Genomic DNA, 21,678 nt, shown 5'->3' with positions numbered 1-21,678 from the left:
GGCAAACTTATATCTATGTGCAAAGCTTTAATTGGCGAAGGCGCTAGCGAGGGCGCATCTGCACTTCATCGCAACCGATGGAGACAGACGATGATGGATGAAATCTGGATGCGGAGCTGGAACGCCGATCATGCGCGCTTCAGCGCCGACCTCGACCGCGGCTTCGCGCAGCTCGGCGCCGCCTTGAAGCCGCTTTTCGCCCGGCGCCCGCGCGGCGCGGCCAAAGCGGCACCGGCTCGCCCCGCGAGCTAGTCGCGTGCTGGACGAAGGCGCAGGGCCTGAACCGTCAGCGGATGCGTCGGGGCTAGCAGAATCTGACCGTCGAGCTTGCCGCGCTCGCAATTGAGCCGGAACAAGGCCCCCAGCGCGCCGCGCGCGACGGGCGGCTCGGCGGTCGGACATGCGCCCAGCTGATCTTTCAGCGCCGCCAGGTCCTTCGCCCATAACGCCGCCGAGCGATCCATCAGGAAGTTCATCGCCAACCGGTCCTGTATCGGCGCCAGGTCGCCCGCGTCATAGACGGCGCGCGACGCAGCGATCATCGCGGCCATGTCGGGCGTGACCGACGCTGGCCGGGTTTTGAGCAATCCCGCCTTCTCCATCGCTACCGCCGTGTCCCAGGCGGGCGCCGACGGTCCGGCATAGGTGCGGTTCGACAGCGCAAAGACGCCGGCGCCGAAGTCGGGCATCAGCATCACATGGCTGCCATATCCTGGATAGCCACCGCCGTGCGACAGGGTGAGCCCCAGGTCGCAGTCCTGCGCAACGCGCCAACCCATGCCATAGGCCGCGGCCTGCTTGCACGCCGTCTCGCCGCTCGCGCCGGCGCGCGTCGCCAGCGAGACGAAGTTCAGACCCTGCGCGATCTCGCGCACCGTTGCGCGGCGGATTGGCCCAGCATCGGCCTCGTTGCGCGGCGGCCAGGCAGACAGCAGAAAGGCGACCCATTTGGCATAGTCCCGCGCGCTGACCTGCAGCCCGCCCATGCTATTGAAGGCACCGTCGGCCATTTCGGGTTCGGGCACCCACGCCTCACCTTCCCAGCGGTAGCCGCGGGCATAATGCGCGCGCGGCGCGCGCGTCACGTCATAGCCGCTGGCCTCCATCCCCAGCGGGCGGAGGATGGTGATGCGGACATAGTCGGCATAGGGCATACCCGACGCATTGGCGACGATGCGGCCGAGCAGGGCATAGCCGAAGTTCGAATATTCGAAGCGGCTCTGCGGCGCCTGCGTGAAGGGGACGCCGGCGGTCAGCATCTTGGTAAAATCGTCCTGCGACAATATCTGCTGGCGGTCGCCCCACGGATCGTCGGTGACGAACCCCGCGACATGGTGGAGCAGGTCGCGCACACGAATGCGCGGACTGTCCGCGGTCGGATAGATCCAGCGCTTCATTTCTGGGACATAATCTTCGGCCAGATCGTCGAGCCGCAGCTTGCCCCGGTCGCGCAGGTTGAGCACTGCCAGCGCGGTGAAGGCCTTGGTCATCGAGGCGATCCGGAACAGCGTATCGCCGTCGACCGGCGTTCCGGTCGTCACATCCTGGACCCCGCGCCCCTTCAGATAGACGAGCTTGCCATCCTGCACGATGCCATAGACGAGACCCGGGATATGCTGATCGGCCTGATAGCGGGCAAAGAGCGCGTCGATCTGAGGCGCGATTTCGTCGAGGCTCTGCCCTGCGCTTTCCTGCGCGAGCGTTGGCGACGCACAGCCGAGCATCACCGCGACACCAATGGCCGTCTTCCAACGCATGACGATCCTTTCGCAAACGGACGAGTGCCGCAGGCTAACAGCCGACCGGTACGGCGGCAATGCGCCGCGGCCGGCCGTTAGGACTGGCTATGGCTGCAACGCCCGTGCGCGTCGCCGACGCGTCGTCACCCCATGACGAAAGCGTTGAGCTTGTTGCCGTCGGGATCGCGAAAATAGCCCGCGTAAAAGCCTTCGCCGCGCGGACCGGGGGCGCCTTCGTCGCTGCCGCCATGCGCCAGCGCGATATCATAGAGGCGCTGGACCTGATCGGTATCGCTGGCCTCCAGCGCCACCATCACGCCATTACCGACGGTAGCGACATTGCCGTCGAACGGCTTGGTCAGGCCAATGCCCGCGCCGCCGCCCTCCTTGCCCCAAGCAATGAAATTGTCGAATTCCATCATGCGCGGCACACCCAGTTCGGCGGCGATCGCGTCGTAAAAAACCGCCGCTTTGGTGAGGTCGTTGGTGCCGAGCGTCACATATCCGATCATTGGTCATCTCCCGATTCGTTGAAGCAAGAACATATCAGGAACAATGTATACGACAAGAAAAGAAAAGGGCGCCCGGTCGATGTCCGGGCGCCCCTTTCGAAACGTTGACGATGCTGCGCGATTACGGCTTGATGCGGATCGCGATAAACGCCGACGGACCGCCGCGGCGGAGAATTTCCATCAGCACCGCGTCGCGGCCAGCCTTCTTCGCTTCCGCCACCGCCTTGGCCAGGCCCTCGCTCGTCGTCACCGGGGTGCGGTTGACGCTGAGGATCACGTCGCCGCGGCGCAGGCCCTTGCGGCCAGCATCGCTGTTGCTCGACGCGGCGCCGATGACGAGGCCCTTGGTCGATGCATCGACGCCGACAGCGCGCGCGATGTCGGGGGTCAGCGTCTGCACCGCGAGGCCCAGATTGTCCTGGACCGCCTTGTCCGAAACGCTCCCGCTGTTGTCGTCAGGCGTCGCCTGATCGTCTTCGGGGTCGAAATCATTGCCGGCGAGCTGGTCTTCGGGCGGACGCGTGCCGACGACGGCGTTGAGCGTCATCGTCTTGCCGTCGCGCACGACCTCGATCGGGATACGCGTCCCCGGCTTGGTGTTCGCGACGATGTAGGACAGCGTCTGCTGCGGCGTCACATCCTTGCCGTTGACCTTGGTCACGACGTCGCCGCGCTTGATGCCCGCCTTCGCCGCGGCACCGTCATCCTCGACGCGCTGGACGAATTCGCCGCGATCCTTGGGCAGGCCGAGCGCCGCGGCCATATCCTCGCCGACCGGCGCGATGCCGATGCCCAGATAGCCGCGCTCGACACGCTCGCCGGCGCGCAGCGCGTTGATCACCGGGATCGCTGCATCGGCCGGAATGGCGAAATTGACCCCGATGTTCGCGCCGACGGGCGAGATCAGCATATTGTTGATGCCGACGACATTGCCGTGCAGGTCGAACAGCGGACCGCCCGAGTTGCCGCGATTGATCGCCGTGTCGGTCTGGATGTAGCGGTCATAAGCACCGCCACTGCCGATATTGCGCTGCACCGCCGAGATAATGCCGGCGGTGACGGTCGAGCCGAGGCCGAGCGGGTTGCCGATCGCAACCACCCAGTCGCCAACGCGCGCCTTGCCGCTGTCGCCGAATTTCACGAACGGCATGCCGGTCGCGTCGATCTTGAGCAGCGCGAGGTCGGAGGCGACGTCGCGGCCGACGATCTTGGCCTGAAATTCCTTGCCGTTGGTCAGCGTCACCGTGACCTGGTTCACCTGTTCGCCGCGCGGACCGCCGGTGACGACATGGTTGTTGGTGACGATATAGCCGTCGTCCGAGATCAGAAAGCCCGAACCGCCGCCCTGCTGCTCCTGCGTGACCGGTTCGCGCGTTCCCGCGAACGGATCGAGCCGGACGCCCAGCGTGACTTCCTGCTTGGTCGAGATGTTGACCACTGCGGGCTGCAGCTGCTCGACCAGGTCGGCGAAGCTTTCGGGCGCGCCGGCGCGCGGAACCGCCTTGGCGATTTCGCTGCGCTCGTTCTGCGCGACCTGCGCGATAACGGGCGACTGGGTGACGAGCGCGAGCGCTGTGCCACCCACCAGCAAAGCCGAAGTGATGCCATAAACATAACGCACGATCGCAAATCCTTCTCTCTTGCGAAAAAACCCAAGGACCCCGGCAGGCTTCATTTGGGGCCGTGCGGCTGAACGGCAATTGAACATGAACGGCGACTGCACGTCCGGTTCATCCGCCGTCCGGCCGCTATCCGCCGCTGAAACGCTTCAGATATTCATTGTCGGGCGACATGATGATCGACGTTCCGCCCTTGTTATTCTCACCCAGGAATGTCTGACGATAACTCTGCATGGCGCGATAGAAATCATAGAATTCGGGATCCTTGCCGAAGCTGGCGGCATAGATGCGCGCGGCTTCGCCATCGGCGTTACCGCGAATGATCTGCGCTTCCTTCTGCCCTTCGGCGCGGATCGCGATCGCTTCCTGCTGGCGCGCGGTGCGCATGCGGTCATAGGCCGCCTGCAGCGTTGCGCCTTCGGGGAGGTCGGCGCGCTTGATCCGCACGTCGATGATTTCGGCGCCATATTTGTGCGCCTCGCGATTGAGCGCGACCTGAATATTGTCCATCACCGCACCGCGTTCGGGCGAGAGCAGGGTCGCGAAGGTCCGCTTGCCGAGTTCGTTGCGCAGCGACGAGCCGAGGATTGTCGCCAGCTGTTGCTGCAATTTATCCTCGGTCCGGATCGCGGTGTACATGCGCACCGGGTTGGTGATGCGGAAGCGTGCGAAGGCATCGACCTGCAGCCGTTGCTGATCGGTGGAGAGCACCTGCTGGCGCTCCATGTTGATGCCCAGAATGCGCTTGTCGATATATTGGATCCCATCGGTGAACGGCACGCGCAGGACAAGGCCCGCACCCGACCGGCCGAATTCCTCGTTCGCCTTGTAGCGATTCACCGTGCGCTCGATTTCGCCGAAGCGCAGGATCAGCGCCTGCTTGTCCTCGGGAACGATCGCCAGCGTCTGCGACAGGATCACGAGAATGGCGACGAGGCCGACGAGCAGCCGCATCGGATGGCGGGTGATCGATTCGAACATCACTGGCCTCCCTTCGCCGCATCGGACGCGGCGTCGGACGCCGCGCGCGAGCGCCGCTGAACTTCGCTCAGCGGCAGATAGGGGGTGACGCCGCGCGCCTCGACAATCGTCTTGTCGACGTTCGACAAAACATTCTCCATCGTTTCATAATATAGCCGCTTGCGGGTCACGCCCGGCGCCAGCTTATATTGTTCGTAAATCTTGTCGAACGCCGCGGTGTCACCGCGTGCGCGTTCGAGCACCTGCTGTTCATAAGCACGCGCCAGGTTGATCGACGACTCGCGTTCCTGCCGCGCCGCGGTCACTTCCTTGAACGCCTCGTCTACCTGCTTCGGCGGATCGGCCTGGCGAATCGCGATGCCCTGGATTGTCACGCCGGCGCGATACTGATCGAGCAGGGCCTGCATGCGCTGCTGAACCTGCGTCTCGATCTCGACCCGGCCGGGACCGATCGCCTGCACCAGGTCGAAATTGGCGACCGTCGCGCGCATCGCGCTTTCGGCGACCTCGCGGATGGTGCCGTCGGGATCGGCGAGCTGGAAGATGTAGAGTTCGGGGTCGCGGATCGACCAGCGCACTTCATAGGCCAGATCGACGATGCTCTGGTCGCGGGTGAGGACGAAATTTTCGTCGCTTGCATTGGGCGAGCCGACCTGCATCGTGCGGATCGCGCGCACGTCTTCCATGCGGATGCGCTCGATCGGCGCCGGCCAGGTGAATTTCACGCCGGGTCCGACGGTACGCGAATAGCTGCCGAGCCGGGTAACGACGCCTTCCTTTTCGGGCGGTATGATGTGGAAGGACGAAAACAGGAACCACACGGCGACAAGCGCGCCAACGCCCCATTTCCACAGCCGCGCCGATTCGGGCATCTGCAGATTGCCGCCGCCGCCACCCGAACCGCCGCCGCCAAAGCCGCCGCGCCCCTTGCGCAGAAGTTCGTCGAGTGCGGAGGGGCCGCGCGGCTTGCGCCCGCGCAGTCCGTCGGCGGGATCGGGCGTCACCCAGGGATTGCGCGGACCCGACCGGTCATCGCCATCGCCGTTATCCTTCGGGCCATTGCCCCACGGACTGTTCGCCATCAGCGCAATCTGATGGAAAAATTGCCGCACTCCCTGCGGGGCGCGGCCTCCCATGCTGCCATCACTTTTGTTGCTCATGAATGCTTTTATAAGGGCGGCGCGCGCGATTAACAGGGGGGCCAGGCGAAAATGGGTGGCAATCGCCCCGCTTATCCCTATCTGCCGCGGACATGACCGATATCGCCATCCTTGCCAGTCTCGCCACCGATCTGACCGGCGGCCGCACGTCGGGGCTTCGCTATCTCGACGATCAGGGCACGCTCGCGATCGTGCTCGATGTCACCGGGCTCGCCGAAGACGAGCGCAAGCCGCTCGAGGAAAAGCTCCGCGCGGGCCTGCTCGCCCGTGCCGGCGTTACCAGCGTCCGCGTTGCCATGACCGCCGAGCGCAAGGCGATGACGATCATCGCGGTGGGCAGCGGCAAGGGCGGGGTCGGCAAATCGACGCTCGCCGCCAATCTTGCCGTCGCGCTGCGCCGCACCGGAGTGAAGGTCGGACTGGTTGATGCCGACATCTACGGTCCGTCGCAGCCGCGCCTGATGGACAGCGAGGGCGTGAAGCCCGAAGCGCGCGGATCCAAGCTCTCGCCGGTGCAGAGCGCCTATGGCGTTCCGATGCTGTCGACCGGCCACATCGCCGCGCCGGGTCAGGCCATCGCCTGGCGCGGCCCGATGGCGGGCCGCGCGCTCGAACAGCTGATCGACGCAAGTTGGGGCGATATCGATACGCTCGTCGTCGACCTGCCCCCCGGCACCGGCGACGTCCAGCTCACGATGATCCAGAAGCACAAGCCCACCGGCGCGGTCGTCGTCTCGACGCCGCAGGATCTGGCGCTGATGGACGCAGCGCGCGCCGTGTCGCTGTTCGAGCAGGCCGAAGTGCCGATCATCGGCGTCGTCGAGAATATGGCCGGCTATGCCTGCCCGCATTGCGGTGAGGTCAGCGACCCGTTCGGAAGCGGCGGTGCCGAGACCGCGGCGAAGGAAATGGAGCTCGATTTTCTCGGCCGCGTGCCGCTGTCGATGGGCATCCGCCTCGCGAGCGACGGCGGCGTCCCGCCCGCGGCCGGAACCGATCCGCTGGGCGAGCCGTTCCACGCGATAGCCGCAAAGGTCGCGGCGTGGCTCGCGGCGCGAAAGGGCATATGATGGCGATCAACGACGAGGCTGAAATTCGCGCCCTGCTCGCAAGGCCGCGCCGCATCGCCATCGTCGGCGCCTCGCCTAATCCCGCACGCCCCTCGAACGGCGTGCTCGCCTTCCTGGCCGCGCAGGGCCACGATGTGATCGCGGTCAATCCCGGCCATGCCGGCAAGACGATCCACGGTGCGCCGGTGGTCGCGACGCTCGCCGATGTCGAGCCGGCGGCGGAGATCGTCGATATCTTCCGCAACAGCGCCGACGCGGGCGCTGCCGTCGACGATGCGATCGTCCACGGGGCGAAAGCGGTGTGGATGCAACTCGGCGTCATCGACGAAGCCGCCGCGCGGCGCGCCGACAAGGCCGGCCTGGTCGTCGTCATGGACCGCTGCCCCAAGATCGAGATTCCGCGGCTGGGCTTGCTGCGCTAGCCCCTACGAAAGGCTTTGCGTCGCCGACTCGCCGCGATTATCAGCAGCGGGGATGACCGGCATTCGGGACAAAGTGGGGACAAAGAATTCGCGCCTGCCGCATGTCAGCCGCCGGTCGCTGCTCGTCGGCGCCACCGCTGCGGGCGGCCTTGCGCTGGCCTGGTCACTCTGGCCGCGTCATTATGCGCCCAATCTGACCGCTGCGCCCGACGAACATATCTTCAACGCCTTTCTGAAGATCGGCGACGACGGGCATATCGCCGTCGTCGTGCCGCAATGCGAAATGGGGCAGGGCGTCACCACGCTGCTGCCGCAGATCATTGCCGACGAGCTCGGCGCCGACTGGCGCACCATCGCCGTCGAAACCGCGCCGATCAGCCCGCTCTACACCAACACACTGCTCGTCGACGAGGATAGCGCCACCTTCATGCCGCGCGCGCTGGTGCCCGATGTCGTCGCCGATGTGCGCAGCTGGGTCCGACGCGAATGGGCGGTGCGCCATGCGGTGATGCTGACCGCCAACAGCTCGTCGATCCGCATGTTCGAGGGGCCGTGCCGCGACGCCGCGGCGCAGGCCCGCACGCTGCTTATGATGGCGGCAGCGAAGCGGTGGGACGCCGACTGGCAGGATTGCGACACGCAGGATGGCTTCATCACCTGGAAGAACCGCAAGCTGCGCTTCGGCGACGTCGCGGCGGTGGCCGCAACGCTCGATCCTCCGGTGGAACCCGTCTATCGCGCCAACAACAATGACCCGCTCTACGGCAAGGAACTGACGCGGCTCGACCTGCCGGCAAAGGTAGACGGGTCGGCCAATTTCGCCGGCGACATCCGCCTTCCCGACATGGTTTTCGCCGCGATCCGCCAGGGACCGTTCGGCGCCACCCGGCTCAAGAGCATCGACCGCAAGGCGGGGATGGCGTCACCCGGCCTGCTCGACATCGTCCTCCACGACCGCTGGATTGCAACCGTCGCGCGCAACTGGTGGGCCGCGAATCGCGCGCTCGACCGCTTCGCACCGCAGTTCGAAACCACCGGTCCGCCGATTTCGAGCGCCGGAATCGACCAGGCGCTGAAGGCAGCGCTCAAGGCTGATGGCTATCGCATCGCCAAAAAAGGCGACGTCGCCGAGGCGATGGAGGGGCGCACCAAGGTTGCGGCGCATTACGCCGTCGCGCCCGCGCTTCATGCACCGATCGAGACGCGCACCGCAACCGCCGCTCCCGACGGCGACCGGCTGCGCCTGTGGGTTGCGACACAGGCGCCCGCCCAGTGCCGCGACGCGGTCGCGCGGGCAGTCGGTTTGCCGCCGGGCAAGGTGACACTGTTCCCGATGATGGCGGGCGGATCGTTCGACGCCTGTCTCGATCACAGCGTCGCGGTGCAGGCGGCGATCATCGCGACGCAGATCAAGCGCCCGGTGCAGCTCGCCTGGTCGCGCGCCGAAGAAATCATGCGTGACATTCCGCGCGCGCCGGCACGCGCCAAAATCTATGCGACGCTCGACGCCGCTGGCGGGATCGACGCGCTCGTCGCGCGGATCGCGGTGCCATCGACCAACCATGAATTCCGCGCGCGGCTGTTCGACGGAGCCCCGGCTGACGTCGCGCAGCGCGAGGCGGCGGGAACGCCCGATGCCGCAGCGGTCGAGGGCGCGGGCGGATCCTATAACTTCCGCCATTTCGCGGTCGATCATTGCCCCGCCGACATAGGCCTGCCGACCGCGCGCTGGCGCGGCAACGCCGACAGCTACACCGCCTTCTTCACAGAATGTTTCATCGACGAAATGGCGGCACGCGCCGGATCGGACGCGCTCTCGTACCGGATGGCGATGCTTGGACAGGCGCCGCTCCTCGCCCGCTGCCTGCTCACTGCGACCAGCCTCGCCGGATGGGAAGGCGGGCTTTCGGGCACGGCGCAGGGCCTTGCCTGCCATTCGATGCGCGGCAGCCACATCGCGCTCGTCGCCAGCGCGCGGCCCAGCGACCGGGGTCTGCAGGTCGAACAGCTCGTCGCCGTCGTTGACGCCGGGCGGCTCGTCAATCCGGCGATCGCACGCCAGCAGATCGAGGGCGGGCTCGTCTTCGGTCTCGCCGCCGCGGTCGGCGCGACGACCGATTATGACGGCGGCGTCGCGACCGCCCGCAAGCTCGGCCAGCTTGGCCTGCCCCGCCTGTCGCAAGTGCCGCAGATCGTCGTCGAATTTATCGACAGCGACCGCGATCCCGGCGGCGTCGGCGAAATCGGCGTGCCCGTCGTCGCGCCGGCGATCGCCAATGCAATGTTCGCCGCAACCGGTCGCCGAATCCGCCGCCTTCCGCTATCGCCCGATCCGCTATGATCGAACGCCCCCTTTCCCATCCCGCGGTACCCGCGCCGCGCATCGGCGTGCTGCTCGTCAACCTCGGCACCCCCGACGCTCCCGAACCAGGTCCGGTACGCCGCTATCTGCGCGAGTTCCTGTCCGACCCGCGCGTCGTCGAAATCCCGCCGCTGCTGTGGCAGCCGATCCTGCGCGGCATCATCCTCAACACGCGCCCGAAAAAGTCGGCGCACGCCTACGCGCAGGTGTGGACCGACGAAGGCTCGCCGCTCGCCGCGATCACCCGGCGCCAGGCCGGAGCGTTACAGGCGGCGCTGGGCGACGATGTCCGCGTATCCTGGGCGATGCGCTATGGCGCTCCGGCAATCGGCGGCGCGATCGACGAACTTGTCGGCGAAGGGTGCCGCCGCATCCTGATTGCCCCGCTGTATCCGCAATATTGCGCCGCGACGACGGCGACGGTGGTCGATGCGGTCGGCGCGCATCTTGCGCGCTTGCGCTGGCAACCCGCGCTGCGTTTCCTGCCGCCCTATCACGACGATTCCGCCTATATCGCGGCACTTGCCGCGTCGGTCGAGGCGGGGATCGCCGCGCTCGATTTCGCGCCCGATACGCTCGTCGCCAGTTTTCACGGCATGCCCGAACGGACGCTGCATCTGGGCGACCCCTATCATTGCCAGTGCGTGAAGAGCGCGCGGTTGCTGTCCGAAGCGATCGGACGGCCGGTCGAGATTGCCTTCCAGTCGCGTTTCGGACGCGCCAAGTGGCTCGAACCCGCAACCGACGCGCTGCTCGAACGGCTCGGCCGCGAGGGGCGCCGCGTGGCGATTTTCGCACCGGGTTTTTCGGCCGATTGCCTCGAAACGCTCGAAGAGCTCGCGATCCGCGGCAAGGAGCAGTTCGAGGCGGCGGGCGGGCGCGACTTCGCCTATCTGACCTGCCTCAACGACACCCCGCCAGGAATGGCTATGCTCGAGGTGCTGGTGCGGCGTGAACTCGCCGGATGGCATTGAAATAGCGGGCGCTTACCTCCTGTTTAACTCTGCGTCTTAAGCTCTGTATCCAGCGGCTTCCGGTATATTGCGCCGGCACCCGCGCGGAGACATGCGATGAGCGAACTCGACCGGGCAGCCATGACGCTCGCCGGCCTGACCCTGGCCTTTTTGATCGCGGTCGCCATCGTCTGGTGGATACGCCGCCCCCGCCCCCAGGTTACGCTGCCCAAGGCCCCCAGAATGCCGCGCGCAATGCGCATGCCGCGGCTGCCGCGCCGCGCCGAGCCCGAAATCGAACCCGTCGAAATCGCGCCCGCGCGCCTCGCGCGGCTGCGCGCCCAACCGGTCTATGACCCGTTGCCCGAAGACGAACCGCCGACCGAGGTCGCTCCAATAGCCGCCGAAACCGACACGCCCTCAGACGCCTTGCCGCCCGAACCGATCGAAGAGATGCTGGCGGCGCAGGTTCAGGCCGTCGAGGCGCAGGCGCACGGCGCATCCGAGCCATTGCCCATCATGGACAATCCCGCAGCTGGTCACGCCGTGCCTGCCAGCCAGGCGCGACTGGTCGCGCAAATCCCGCCGCGCGACGCCATTCTGACGCGCAACTGGGTCGGCGGACGCCCGCGTCTGCCAGGCGCGATGCCGTGGCCGCGGATCGAGGGCACCGATGCCGACTTTATCGCCCAGATCGCCTGTGCCGATTTGCCTGCCGGACTCTGGGACGGGCTGGGCCCGCGCACCGGCGCACTCGCCTTTTTCGTCCATCCCGAAACGGGCGCGGCGACGGCGCTCCATCTGCCCGAGGTGGGACCGCCACGCGCGGCACCCAAGCCCGTCGGCCGCGCCTATTTCCGTCCCGCCGGGCTCGAGGACGAAGCGCTGCACCGGCTCGCGGTGCGGGCCTTTCCCGAATGGGCGGTCGACGTCCGCGGCGCAGATGCGCCCGGCACGCTGGCCGGGGCGGACGCCGCCGACGCCTTTTTCGCGGCCACTGGCTATGATCTTGCCGATCCTGCCTTTCATCCGTTCGACTGGCCGACGATGACCGGGCTGGCGGCGCTGCTCGCGGCGCGCCTGCCCACCCTTGAAACCGGCACTGCGCCGCCGCCCGACGCGAGCGACGAGCTGACCGAGGCGCTGGCCGATGCCGCTGCAACCAACCGCGACGCGGCCGAGCGAGCGCGCGAGATATTGGCGATCATCGACGAAAGCGCGGGGCAGGCGGGCTTTTCGGCCTCGGACGCGACTGCGGTGATGACCGCGCTGCACGCGATCCACTGGTCGCGGGTGGTGGTCGAAGGCGACGCCGAAAGCGGCGAGGACCGCACCGAAACAATCACTTTGCCGCTGACGCGCCACCATCCGGATGCCGAGCTGTGGGTCAGCGACTATCGCGCGCTGCTTTTCGATCATGCGCGCCATCGCTGGTGCGCCGACCCCGATACGCTTTCGGCCCCGGCCCGGGCGCTCTTCGAACCCGTCTGGGCCGCACTCGCCGCCGCCGACGCGCCTCTCGTAGGCGGGCCGCCGCGCCACTATGCACCCGGCTTCGACGAGGAGCGCGACGCGATGCTCGTCGAATTGCCCGCAAGCGCCTTGACCGGCATCGCGCCCGCGCAGGGCGCCAGCCTGATCCTCGCGATCCGCAAGGCCGATCTTGCCGTCGGAAATTTTGCGGCGCTGAAGGCGCTGACCGGAAACTGAAAAACTTTCCCCGCAAAGCCGCGCGATTGACGTTTCGGTCAACTTGCGGCCGCTTCACGCGCGCCCTAATCAACAACAAAGCAAGATTGTGTGGGAGAGCGAATTCATGACACGCGTAGCAATCGTCACCGGCGGCAGCCGCGGCATCGGCGAGGCCATTTCGCTGGCGCTGAAGGATATGGGCGTGCGCGTCGCCGCCAATTATGCAGGCAATGACGAAAAAGCGCGCGCCTTCACCGATCGCACCGGCATCCCCGCCTATCGCTGGGACGTCGGCGACCATCAGGCCTGCCTCGACGGCTGCGCGCAGGTTGCCGCCGACCTCGGCCCGATCGACATCGTCGTCAACAACGCAGGGATCACCCGCGACGGCACGCTGGCGCGCATGACCTTCGACGACTGGAACGACGTCATGCGCATCAATCTGGGCGGCTGTTTCAACATGGCCAAGGCGACCTTCGGCGGCATGGTCGAACGCGGCTGGGGCCGCATCGTAAACATCGGGTCGATCAACGGCCAGGCGGGCCAATATGGCCAGGTCAACTATGCCGCCGCCAAATCGGGCATCCACGGCTTTACCAAGGCGCTGGCGCAGGAAGGCGCCAAGAAGGGCGTGACCGTCAACGCGATCGCGCCCGGCTATATCGACACCGATATGGTCGCCGCCGTCCCCGCCCCGGTCCTTGAAAAGATCGTCGCGAAAATTCCTGTGGGGCGTCTCGGCCACGCCGAAGAAATCGCCCGCGGGGTTGCCTTTCTGTGCAGCGAGGACGCAGGCTTCGTCACCGGATCGACGATGTCGATCAACGGCGGACAGCATATGTATTGAGCGCGCGCGCCCTGGCTCAAGACCCCCCCCCTTTTCATGGGGAGAGGGCCTTGTTCCTCGCTTCAGTCCACCGTTACGCCGACGACCCGCCACGTATCGCCTTCGCGCACCAGCGAAAGCGTTTCGATCACGCCCGCCCTGTTCGTATAATCGGTACGGAATTTGACCATGCGATAGCCTTCGGGCGGCGCGGGGACATATTCGTCGCCAATCAGGACGCGCGATCTTGCAGCCCCGAGTGGCCCCTGCACCTGCCGTCCCGCATTGGCCCAGGCTTCGACGGTGTTGAGCGCCTTGAACGACTGTCCGGTCGCCTCCCAGCTTGCCTTCCAGTCGCCCTTTTCAACCAGCGCAAGCCAGGCGCGCGCCGCGTCGGCGGCCGCGCTTTCGGTCGGCGCAGCAGGCGGCGCCGCGGCGGGCGGACCGCCGGTTCCGGTCGCCGAGGAAAAGGCGAGTAAAGCAAGGGCAAGCGACATGAGAATAGCTCCAGCTACCAGGCCGAGCAGCCGCACCGAGCGGCGCTTTCCGGCATGTGGAGCACCATCTCTCACGCCGGCCGCTGCTGGGGCTTCCCCCAAAGGCTTGTCCGCAATTTTTTCGGGGGGGCGATGTTCTATCGCGCGCAGCTTGCGCGCCGCCTCGCGGCTGCTCGACACCGCCATCTTGCGGCGGGCATCGCGCAGCCGTTCGTTGATCGTATGCACCGAAAGCCCCAGTTGCCGCGCCATCGATTTTGCATCATGCCCATCGACAAGCAGGCGCAGCGTCTCCTTTTCCTTTTCGGTGAGCGTCTGAATGGGTGCTGTCATGGGCCTGCCTGCCGTTGCGCCGGAACCGCGCGGCATTTTACGAATGGCCCGCCGGCGATCTACCCCAAATAATTCGTATCCGCATTTGCCGCGCCGGTTGTAAACCAGCGCGATGACCGCCTCCTATCACCCCCCCGTCAAACGCTCGGTTACGATTGCAGGGCACCCGACGTCGATCAGCCTCGAGCCCGTCTTCTGGGACGCGCTGGAAGTCTCGGCGGTGCAGCGCGGCCTGCCGGTCAATGCGCTCGTCGCGCGGATCGACGTCGAACGGATGGAGGCCCCCGATCCGCCGAACCTGACCTCGGCAATCCGCCAATGGCTGTGGCATGCACTCCTTGGCGATCAGACGGCGGCGTAAACCGCCTGCCCGAAGGCCGCGCCCCTGTCGCCGGCATGATGCAGGAACAGCGATGGCTCGATCAGCTCGAGTTCCATGATGTGCAGCACGCCCGCCGCATCGCCGACCATGTCGACGCGCGCATAGACGGGCGGCGCGGGCGCGGCGGCAAGCGCCGCGGCGGCGAGCAGGCGCGCCGCCTCGCTCGCTTCCCATCCCGTCTCGCGCCCGCCGAACTGTTCCTGGACGCGGAAATCGCCCGACGCGGGGCGCTTGACGATGGCATGGCTGAAGGCGCCGCCGAAAAAGAAGAGCGAATACTCCCCGTCGGCGAGGATGCCGGGCATCAGCGGCTGAACAAGGCGGCGGCGTCCCAGCCCATCGGCGGGGATCGGGGCGCCGGGCGCGATACGGTGCGTCCCGTCGGCACCGCCCGAAATCGCGGGCTTCACCACCACCTCTTCCACGCCGAGCGCCGCGCGCGCCTGCGCCAGCGATACGTCGTCCAGCGCCGCGACCTCGACCGTCGGCACCACCGCAACGCCCTTCGCGCCAAGCTCGGCAAGATAGGCCTTGTCGCTGTTCCAGCGCAGCACCGGCACCGGATTGACGACGGGCAATCCCGCGAGCCGGTCGAGCAGCGCATACCAGACGGCAACGTCGCGCTGGTAACCCCAGGCGAACAGCGGCAGGATCAGGTCGAACCTGGTCAGGTCGCCGGGATCGGTCCAGACGCGCTGCTCGACCGCCAACCCGGCCGCCGCCAGCGCCGCCGCCTTGCGCGCGAAGGCGGGCCGCCAATTTTCCTCATAATCGGGTGCCGGGACGAGGATCGCGACGCGCGGTTGGAACGGCATAGAGCCTCCTGAAGCCCTCCCCCAAGGGGAGGGTCAGACCTGTTACCGGCCGAGCAGCCCGCGCGCCTGCCCCGCAATGTGCGACAGCATCGCGCCATTGGGATTGGGGATGGTGCGCGCGCGGTCGACCGTCGTGCGGAATTGCGCGACGCGCGGTCCGTTCGCTTCCAGCCATTTGCTGACCCCGGCATCGAGATCGCCCTTGGGCAACCCCGCGAGGAAGCTCAGCCGCATCTGCTGGAAATCGCGCGCCAGGCTGTTGACGAGCAGGCGTTCCCACGGGTCGGCAGGACTCATGTGCGCCGCCAGCGTCTGCGCCCAGTCGAGCCCGAGCGCGTCGCCCAGATGGGTGAAGGCCCGCGTCACCCCGACCTCATCGTCGCCGCGCCGTTCGGCAAGGTCGACGATTCCGATCGCGCCGTCGGTCTTGAACAGGCGGACGACCGCCGCGGTCAGCGCCTCGGGCGCGCCGGCGTCGAGCAGCTGCTGCGCCAGCGCGTCCCACTGACGCCGCACCGACGCGCTGAGCAGCGTGTCGACTGTCGCGGTCAGGCGATCGACGCCGGGTTCGAGCCGCGCAACGAGCGCGCCCGGCTGCGCCAGGCCGGGGCTGACGCGCAGCAGGTCGGCCATCTGCGATGCCATCGCCGAGGCGGCCTGGCTGAACAGCGACAAGCGGATGGATTCGTTTATCCCCGCGCTGTCGAGCGACGCCCACAGCCCCTTCATGTCGAGCAAGCGTTCGACGGCGACGAACGCCGCCGCGACCTCACCCAGCGAGCAGCCCTCTTCTTCGACCAGTTCGAGCGGGTGGACGATGCCCATGCGGTTGACGATGCGGTTCGCAAGCTTGGTCGCAATGATCTCGCGGCGCAGCTGGTGATCGGCGATCGCCCCCGCGAAATCGCGCTGCATCTCGGCAGGGAAGGCCGCAGCAAGGTCGCTCGCCAGCGCGGGATCGTCGGGCAAGGCGCTCGCTTCGATCGCGTCTTGCAGCGCCAGCTTCGCAGTCGATAGCAGCACGGCGAGTTCGGGCCGCGTCAGCCCGCTCCCTTCGGCCGAGCGGCGCAGCAGCTCGTCGTTCGCCGCCAGCCCTTCGACCTTGCGGTCGAGCCGGCCCGATGCCTCGAACGTCTCCATGATCCGCACCAGCGACGGCACCGCGGCAGCGCCACCCTTTTCGGCGATCGACAGCGCGAGCGCCTGCAGTCGGTTGTCCTCGAGCACCAGCGCCGCGACATCGTCGGTCATGCGGACGAGCAGCGCGTCGCGATCATCCTGGCTCAGCCGGCCTTCGGCCATCTCGCGGTTGAGCGCGATCTTGATGTTGACCTCATTATCCGAACAGTCGACGCCGGCGCTGTTGTCGATGAAGTCGGTGTTGATACGCCCGCCCTTCGCCGCAAAGGCGATACGCGCGGCCTGCGTGACGCCCAAATTGGCGCCCTCACCCACCGCGCGGACGCGCAGATCCTCGGCATCGACGCGCAGCGCGTCGTTGGCGGGATCGCCGACCTCGGCATTATTCTGGCCCGCCGCCTTCACATAGGTGCCGATGCCGCCGAACCACAGCAGATCGGCGGGCGCGCGCAGAATGGCGGAGATCAGTCCGGCGGGGTCGATTTCAGCAACCGAAAGACCCAGCAGCGCCTGCACCTCGGGGGTCAGCGGGATGCTCTTCTGGCTGCGCGCGAAAACGCCGCCGCCCTTCGAGATCAGCTTCTTGTCATAATCGTCCCAGCTCGACCGGGGCAGTTTGAACATGCGGTCGCGTTCTTTCCAGCTCTTGGCCGGATCAGGATCGGGATCGAGGAAAATGTGACGATGGTCGAAGGCCGCGCACAGCTTGATCGCCTTCGAGAGCAGCATGCCGTTGCCGAACACATCGCCCGACATGTCGCCGCAACCGACGACACGGATCGTGTCGGTCTGCGCGTCGATGCCCATTTCGGCGAAGTGACGCTGGACCGAAACCCACGCGCCCTTGGCGGTGATGCCCATCGCCTTGTGGTCATAGCCTTTCGACCCGCCGCTCGCGAACGCATCGCCGAGCCAGAAGTCACGCTCCATCGCAAGTCCGTTGGCGACGTCGGAGAAGGTCGCGGTACCCTTGTCGGCGGCGACGACGAAATAGGGGTCTTCGCCATCGCGGATCACGACGCCCTTGGGGTGCACCACCTTGCCGCCGACGATATTGTCGGTGATCGACAGCAGCGACCGGATGAAGATGCGATAGCATTCGGTGCCTTCGGCGAACCAGGCGTCGCGATCCTCGGCCGGGCTCGGCAACTGCTTGGGATAGAAGCCGCCTTTCGCGCCGGTCGGGACGATGACGGCGTTCTTGACGCGCTGCGCCTTCATCAGCCCCAGAATTTCGGTACGGAAGTCGTCGCGCCGGTCGGACCAACGCAGGCCGCCGCGCGCGACCGGGCCGGCGCGCAGATGGATGCCCTCGACGCGCGGGCTGTACACCCACACCTCGCGCCACGGCAGCGGCTTGGGCAGCCCCGGAACCAGGCTCGAATCGATCTTGAACGCCAGCGCCTCGGCCGCGGCGGGCGCAAAGGCGTTGGTGCGCAGCGTCGCGCCGATCACCGCATGGAACAGGCGCAGGATTCGGTCGTCGTCGATCGACTGGATCGCTGCAAAGCCGGTCCGGATTTCGGCCGCGAGCTCTTCGGCGCGCGCCGCATCCTTTGCCTGGGGGTCATGGAGCGCACGGAAGCGATCGACGAGCGCGGCGGTCAGCGCCGGGGCGCCGCGCAGGGCCGCCACCACCGTATCCATGCCATAGCTCGATCCGCCCTGGCGCATGTAGCGGAACCAGGCGCGCAGCCACACGATCGCCTGTGGATCGGTCTGCGTCACCAGCACGAGCTGGTTGAACGCGTCGTTTTCGGCCTTGCCATCGAGCACCGCGGCAATCGCGCCCTCGATCGTCTCCACATGCGGCATCAGGGCGGTTTCGTCGACATTGGCGGGCAAGCGCAGCGAAAAATCGTGGATGAAGGTTGCCTCGGCATCGCCCTCACCGCCGCCATGGACGTGCAATTCGGTCGGGATTTCCTCGAGCACCTCGAACCCGAAATGTTCGAGCGCCGGAACCACGTCCGACAACGCGAGCGGTCCGGCCGCACTATAGACTTTCAGCCGCAGCCGGTCGTCGCCGTCGAGGCTCTTTTTCGCCAGCCGCACATTGCGCGGGCGGTCGGCATCGAGGTCGCGCAGACGCAGGATGTCGCGCGCCGCCTCTTCGGGATTATAGAGATTGCGGTAATTGGCGGGGAACAGCGGGGCGAAGCGCGCCGCAAGCGCCGCCGCGCGGCCCGGATCGCCGCGGCGCGCCAGCGCGCCTTCGACTTCGGGCTGCCAGCCGCGCACCATCTGTTCGAGCTGAGCGTTCAGCGCTTCGGTATCGGGCACGATGCCGCCGCCGCGCAGGTCGAGCGTGTAGCGCAGCAAGGCAGCGCCGCCATCTTCGAGCGCCATCGTCCAGCCAATGACCCCCGCCTTGGCCTCGCGCACCAGCAGCGACTCGATCGCCAGCCGGCGACCGGTCGACACCTCGTCGCGCGGCAACCAGACAAAGGTGAAGAGATGGCGGCCGAGCGGACTGCGTATCATCACCAACTTCGGGCGCGGGCGATCGGTAATCGACATCGAGGTGAGCACCAACTCTTCGAGCGATTCGGCGTCGAACGCGATCAGCAAGTCGTGGGGCAGCGCGGTCAAAGCGTGCGCGAGCGCCTTGCCCGCGTGGCCGCCGGGGTCGAAGCCGAATTTGGCCATAAGCGCCTCGAGCTGCGCGCGCAGCACGGGCACCTTGGCGGGCGGCGTCGACAGCGCGGCGCTGGTCCAAAGACCCGCATGGATCGACAGGCGCTCGACCGTCTTGCCCTTCATCTCGGGAACGACGACCAGATCGAGCAGCACGCGGCGATGCACCGACGACAGGCGGTTCGACTTGATGAGGAGCGGCGCCGTGCGGCCCTTTTCAAACCAGGCAAAGGCCGCTTCGAGTGCGGTTTCGGACAGGATTTCGCTCGTCCCCGCGGCACAGATGCCCAGCGGGTCGTGGCGCTTGCCGTCGCGCGTGCGCCATTCATGGCCGAGCTGCGTCATCGCGCCGCTTTCGAACCAGCGCAGCAGCTCGGCGCCATCGCCGTCGGCGCGCATCGTCGAATCGGCGAGCATCGCGGCGCGCATCGCCTTCCAGTCGGCGACCGCAGCGCGCACATCGGCGAGCGAGGCTTCGAGCGCATCGAGCAGACGGCGCCGGGCGCGGGCGTCGCCGCGTTCGAGCTCCATATAGATGACCGACTCGCGCGCACCGTCCTTGCCGGCGTCGACCGCGGTCAGATGATTTTTCGCGTCGCGCTCGACCGAAACCACCGGGTGGAGGATGCGGTGCACGGCAAGACCCTGCGCGCCCGCGATCTGCGAGGTCGAATCGACGAGGAAGGGCATGTCGTCGTTGACGACGACCAGGCGCATCCGGCGGTCAGTGCCGTCAGCCGCCACCGGCTCAAGCAGGAACGACGGTTGGCCCGGCGCCCGGTCGAGCGACGCGCGGGCGGCGAATTCGCCTGCTTCAGCCAGCGCCTTGGCATCGAGGTCGTCGCTCTCGCCGGGCAGCGCGCTGCCCTGCAAGGCGGCCTGATAGGCCTTGGCGAATTTCGCAGGAACTTGCGCCGCCGGCGACGTGCCGGCTGCGGTGTCTTCAGTCGATTTTTCAGGCATAGGGTTGCAGCATCCCGGACCAAGTTGAAGCGAGCATCCGCCGGGGGGACGGCGGCGCCTTGCGCTACGGCTCCCTATGCGCCCGCGCCGCGAAAGGCTCAAGACCCCCCGCGCATGCCGCGCAAAATTATTTCAACTTTTGGATTGTCTGTTACGCTACTCGGGTCAATCGGCCGGGGTGATCGCGATTGCCTTCTTCGCCAGCTTCGCAACCAGCGCCGGATCGTCGGCCGCCTTGGCGACGATGCCGATGTGTCCGCCGGGCATCGCGCGCGCAATCAGCACCACGAATTCGGCATCGCCCGCATCATGCTCCAGGATCAGCGCCGGGTGCGCGGTGCGCAGCGCCGCCAGTTGCTCGTCAACCTTCGCCGCTGCATCGCCCGCGGGCTTGCGGCGCGCGCGCGTATCCTTGACCAGACCCTTGAGCCCGCCCGGATAGCGGTCGAGATAGGCGGGAAGCGACCCGCGCTCCAGCCCCGCGTCCTTCGCATGGCCGAGCACGCAGGCATATTCGGCGAGGCGCGTCTTGTCGTAGGAGGCGCCGAACACCAGCTTGACGACTGGCGTCATTGGCGCACGCTCCTGCGCCTGCAGCCCCGCATCCTCGAGCAATTCGGCGAAGGCGTCGGGCTTCGCTTCGGCGGCGAGCGCGAAATCCCACGCCTTGCCAACCGCCTGATAGAGCGCGCTGCGGCTGCGGCTGTCGGCCGCCATCGCGCGTTCTGCGGTCTCGCGCGCCAGCGCCAGCCAGTCGGCCAGCTCGGCATCTTCACCCGGTCCGGCCGCGCCATCTTCGACAGTCTCGTTGGCGGCATCATCACCCTTGGCAGCCGGTACTACAGGATCGTCGAAGCGCTCGGTCAGCAGCATCACATCGCCAAAGGCAACCGCTTCGGGCAGGGCGTCGCCGAGCGCGGCGAAGCCCGGCGCCGCTTCGTCGTCGATCTGCTCCGAATCGGGGCCGTCGGCCCACACTGGCACGGGTGCGGTCAGCGGCGCAGCGCTGCGCAGCGCCTGCTCGACCGACAGTTGCAGCTCTTCAGCCTGCTCTGCGGCAACCGCTTCCTTCCAGTTGATGACGCCCATGATAAAATCGATGGTGTCGTCGTCGGACGAAAAGGGCAGCAGGATGCCGCGGTACATGATCGTCATGCCGCGATCGTTGACGAACTCGGCCTCGAAGCCGATCGGCGCGCGGTTGGCGATGATCTGGAGATAATGGTCGGTCAGCCGCGACAGCAGCGACCGCCCCGGAATCTGGCTGATATAATGGACATCCTCGTCGATCTGCGATTCTTCACGCAGCCGGTCGCCGAGATAGGAGATGCCCGGATTTTCGATACCCGCGGTAAAATCGAGCAGCACCGCATTGGGCCCGAAGTCGGCGCCGTCGAGGTCGAGATCCTCGACCGACGGATAGGCGCGGTCGGCAAGCAGCGATGCCCAATGATTATAGGCGCGCACCTGCATCCGCCGTTCGTCGACACCGACAGCCGGCGGCGCATCGATCGCGCCATCGTCCTGATCGTGGCTGCCCGAAAGCAGTCCGCGCATGCTGTCCATCATTTGTCC

Annotated in this window: 17 protein-coding genes; 8 read left to right on the top strand and 9 right to left on the bottom strand. The window is 66.9% G+C overall.

Annotated elements, in window-relative coordinates; translation table 11 throughout:
• The first annotated feature begins 90 nt into the window (after positions 1 to 90).
• Positions 91 to 252 (top strand): hypothetical protein, encoded by a 162-nt coding sequence (locus AOA14_RS19720; protein WP_186401487.1) that lies wholly within the window; start codon positions 91 to 93, stop codon positions 250 to 252.
• On the opposite strand, the gene AOA14_RS08290 is transcribed toward AOA14_RS19720, so the two are convergent.
• The 5 genes from AOA14_RS08290 to hflK all read right to left on the bottom strand — a co-directional run bounded on the left by AOA14_RS08290 (position 249) and on the right by hflK (position 6,011).
• Positions 249 to 1,757, bottom strand: a complete 1,509-nt coding sequence (locus tag AOA14_RS08290) for a serine hydrolase domain-containing protein (RefSeq protein ID WP_062901444.1) — start codon at positions 1,755 to 1,757, stop codon at positions 249 to 251. The two genes, AOA14_RS19720 and AOA14_RS08290, sit on opposite strands and share 4 nt — an antisense overlap.
• A gap of 125 nt (positions 1,758 to 1,882) precedes the next feature.
• On the bottom strand, positions 1,883 to 2,251 hold the full coding sequence (locus tag AOA14_RS08285) for a VOC family protein (protein ID WP_062901443.1): 369 nt from the start codon (positions 2,249 to 2,251) through the stop codon (positions 1,883 to 1,885).
• Between the two features lie 121 nt (positions 2,252 to 2,372).
• Complete coding sequence (locus tag AOA14_RS08280) at positions 2,373 to 3,872, bottom strand: Do family serine endopeptidase (protein ID WP_003041997.1); 1,500 nt, start codon at positions 3,870 to 3,872, stop codon at positions 2,373 to 2,375.
• A 127-nt stretch (positions 3,873 to 3,999) separates the two neighbouring features.
• Positions 4,000 to 4,851, bottom strand: coding sequence for a protease modulator HflC (hflC, locus tag AOA14_RS08275; RefSeq protein ID WP_062901442.1), 852 nt, complete (start codon positions 4,849 to 4,851; stop codon positions 4,000 to 4,002).
• Complete coding sequence (gene hflK, locus AOA14_RS08270; protein ID WP_082819862.1) at positions 4,851 to 6,011, bottom strand: protease modulator HflK; 1,161 nt, start codon at positions 6,009 to 6,011, stop codon at positions 4,851 to 4,853. Before hflK ends, hflC begins: the two co-directional genes overlap by 1 nt.
• Before the next feature lie 92 nt (positions 6,012 to 6,103).
• On the opposite strand from hflK, the gene AOA14_RS08265 reads away from it, so the two are divergent.
• The 6 genes from AOA14_RS08265 (at position 6,104) to phbB (ending at position 13,357) form a co-directional block, all read left to right on the top strand.
• A complete protein-coding gene (locus tag AOA14_RS08265; RefSeq protein WP_062901441.1) occupies positions 6,104 to 7,081 on the top strand; it encodes an Mrp/NBP35 family ATP-binding protein in 978 nt (325 codons plus the stop codon).
• Positions 7,081 to 7,503 (top strand): CoA-binding protein, encoded by a 423-nt coding sequence (locus tag AOA14_RS08260; RefSeq protein WP_062901440.1) that lies wholly within the window; start codon positions 7,081 to 7,083, stop codon positions 7,501 to 7,503. The genes AOA14_RS08265 and AOA14_RS08260 overlap by 1 nt, the downstream gene beginning before the upstream one ends.
• 52 nt (positions 7,504 to 7,555) lie before the next feature.
• Positions 7,556 to 9,844: a xanthine dehydrogenase family protein molybdopterin-binding subunit gene (locus AOA14_RS08255; RefSeq protein WP_062901439.1), complete on the top strand. Its 2,289-nt coding sequence runs from the start codon at positions 7,556 to 7,558 to the stop codon at positions 9,842 to 9,844.
• Complete coding sequence (gene hemH, locus AOA14_RS08250) at positions 9,841 to 10,839, top strand: ferrochelatase (RefSeq protein ID WP_062901438.1); 999 nt, start codon at positions 9,841 to 9,843, stop codon at positions 10,837 to 10,839. The genes AOA14_RS08255 and hemH overlap by 4 nt, the downstream gene beginning before the upstream one ends.
• 96 nt (positions 10,840 to 10,935) lie before the next feature.
• A complete protein-coding gene (locus AOA14_RS08245; protein WP_062901437.1) occupies positions 10,936 to 12,528 on the top strand; it encodes a DUF1963 domain-containing protein in 1,593 nt (530 codons plus the stop codon).
• A gap of 106 nt (positions 12,529 to 12,634) precedes the next feature.
• Positions 12,635 to 13,357: an acetoacetyl-CoA reductase gene (gene phbB, locus AOA14_RS08240; protein WP_058810798.1), complete on the top strand. Its 723-nt coding sequence runs from the start codon at positions 12,635 to 12,637 to the stop codon at positions 13,355 to 13,357.
• Positions 13,358 to 13,419: 62 nt separating this feature from the next.
• On the opposite strand, the gene AOA14_RS08235 is transcribed toward phbB, so the two are convergent.
• A complete protein-coding gene (locus AOA14_RS08235) occupies positions 13,420 to 14,166 on the bottom strand; it encodes a helix-turn-helix domain-containing protein (RefSeq protein WP_062901436.1) in 747 nt (248 codons plus the stop codon).
• A 112-nt stretch (positions 14,167 to 14,278) separates the two neighbouring features.
• On the opposite strand from AOA14_RS08235, the gene AOA14_RS08230 reads away from it, so the two are divergent.
• Positions 14,279 to 14,527: a ribbon-helix-helix domain-containing protein gene (locus AOA14_RS08230; protein ID WP_062901435.1), complete on the top strand. Its 249-nt coding sequence runs from the start codon at positions 14,279 to 14,281 to the stop codon at positions 14,525 to 14,527.
• Here AOA14_RS08230 and AOA14_RS08225 read toward each other — a convergent pair.
• The 3 genes from AOA14_RS08225 to AOA14_RS08215 all read right to left on the bottom strand — a co-directional run bounded on the left by AOA14_RS08225 (position 14,512) and on the right by AOA14_RS08215 (position 21,669).
• Positions 14,512 to 15,363 carry an ATP-grasp domain-containing protein gene (locus AOA14_RS08225; protein WP_062901434.1) on the bottom strand — a complete coding sequence of 284 codons (852 nt, stop codon included), beginning with the start codon at positions 15,361 to 15,363 and terminating at the stop codon, positions 14,512 to 14,514. The two genes, AOA14_RS08230 and AOA14_RS08225, sit on opposite strands and share 16 nt — an antisense overlap.
• 42 nt (positions 15,364 to 15,405) lie before the next feature.
• Positions 15,406 to 20,103: an NAD-glutamate dehydrogenase gene (locus AOA14_RS08220; RefSeq protein ID WP_062901433.1), complete on the bottom strand. Its 4,698-nt coding sequence runs from the start codon at positions 20,101 to 20,103 to the stop codon at positions 15,406 to 15,408.
• A gap of 165 nt (positions 20,104 to 20,268) precedes the next feature.
• Positions 20,269 to 21,669, bottom strand: a complete 1,401-nt coding sequence (locus AOA14_RS08215) for a PAS domain-containing protein (RefSeq protein ID WP_062903073.1) — start codon at positions 21,667 to 21,669, stop codon at positions 20,269 to 20,271.
• Between the last annotated feature and the right edge of the window lie 9 nt (positions 21,670 to 21,678).

Origin of the sequence: Sphingopyxis terrae subsp. terrae NBRC 15098 (assembly GCF_001610975.1) — a bacterium.
GTDB lineage: Bacteria > Pseudomonadota > Alphaproteobacteria > Sphingomonadales > Sphingomonadaceae > Sphingopyxis > Sphingopyxis terrae_A.
The sequence above is the reverse complement of the archived record's forward strand: the minus strand, read 5'-3'. Positions and strand labels throughout refer to the sequence as shown.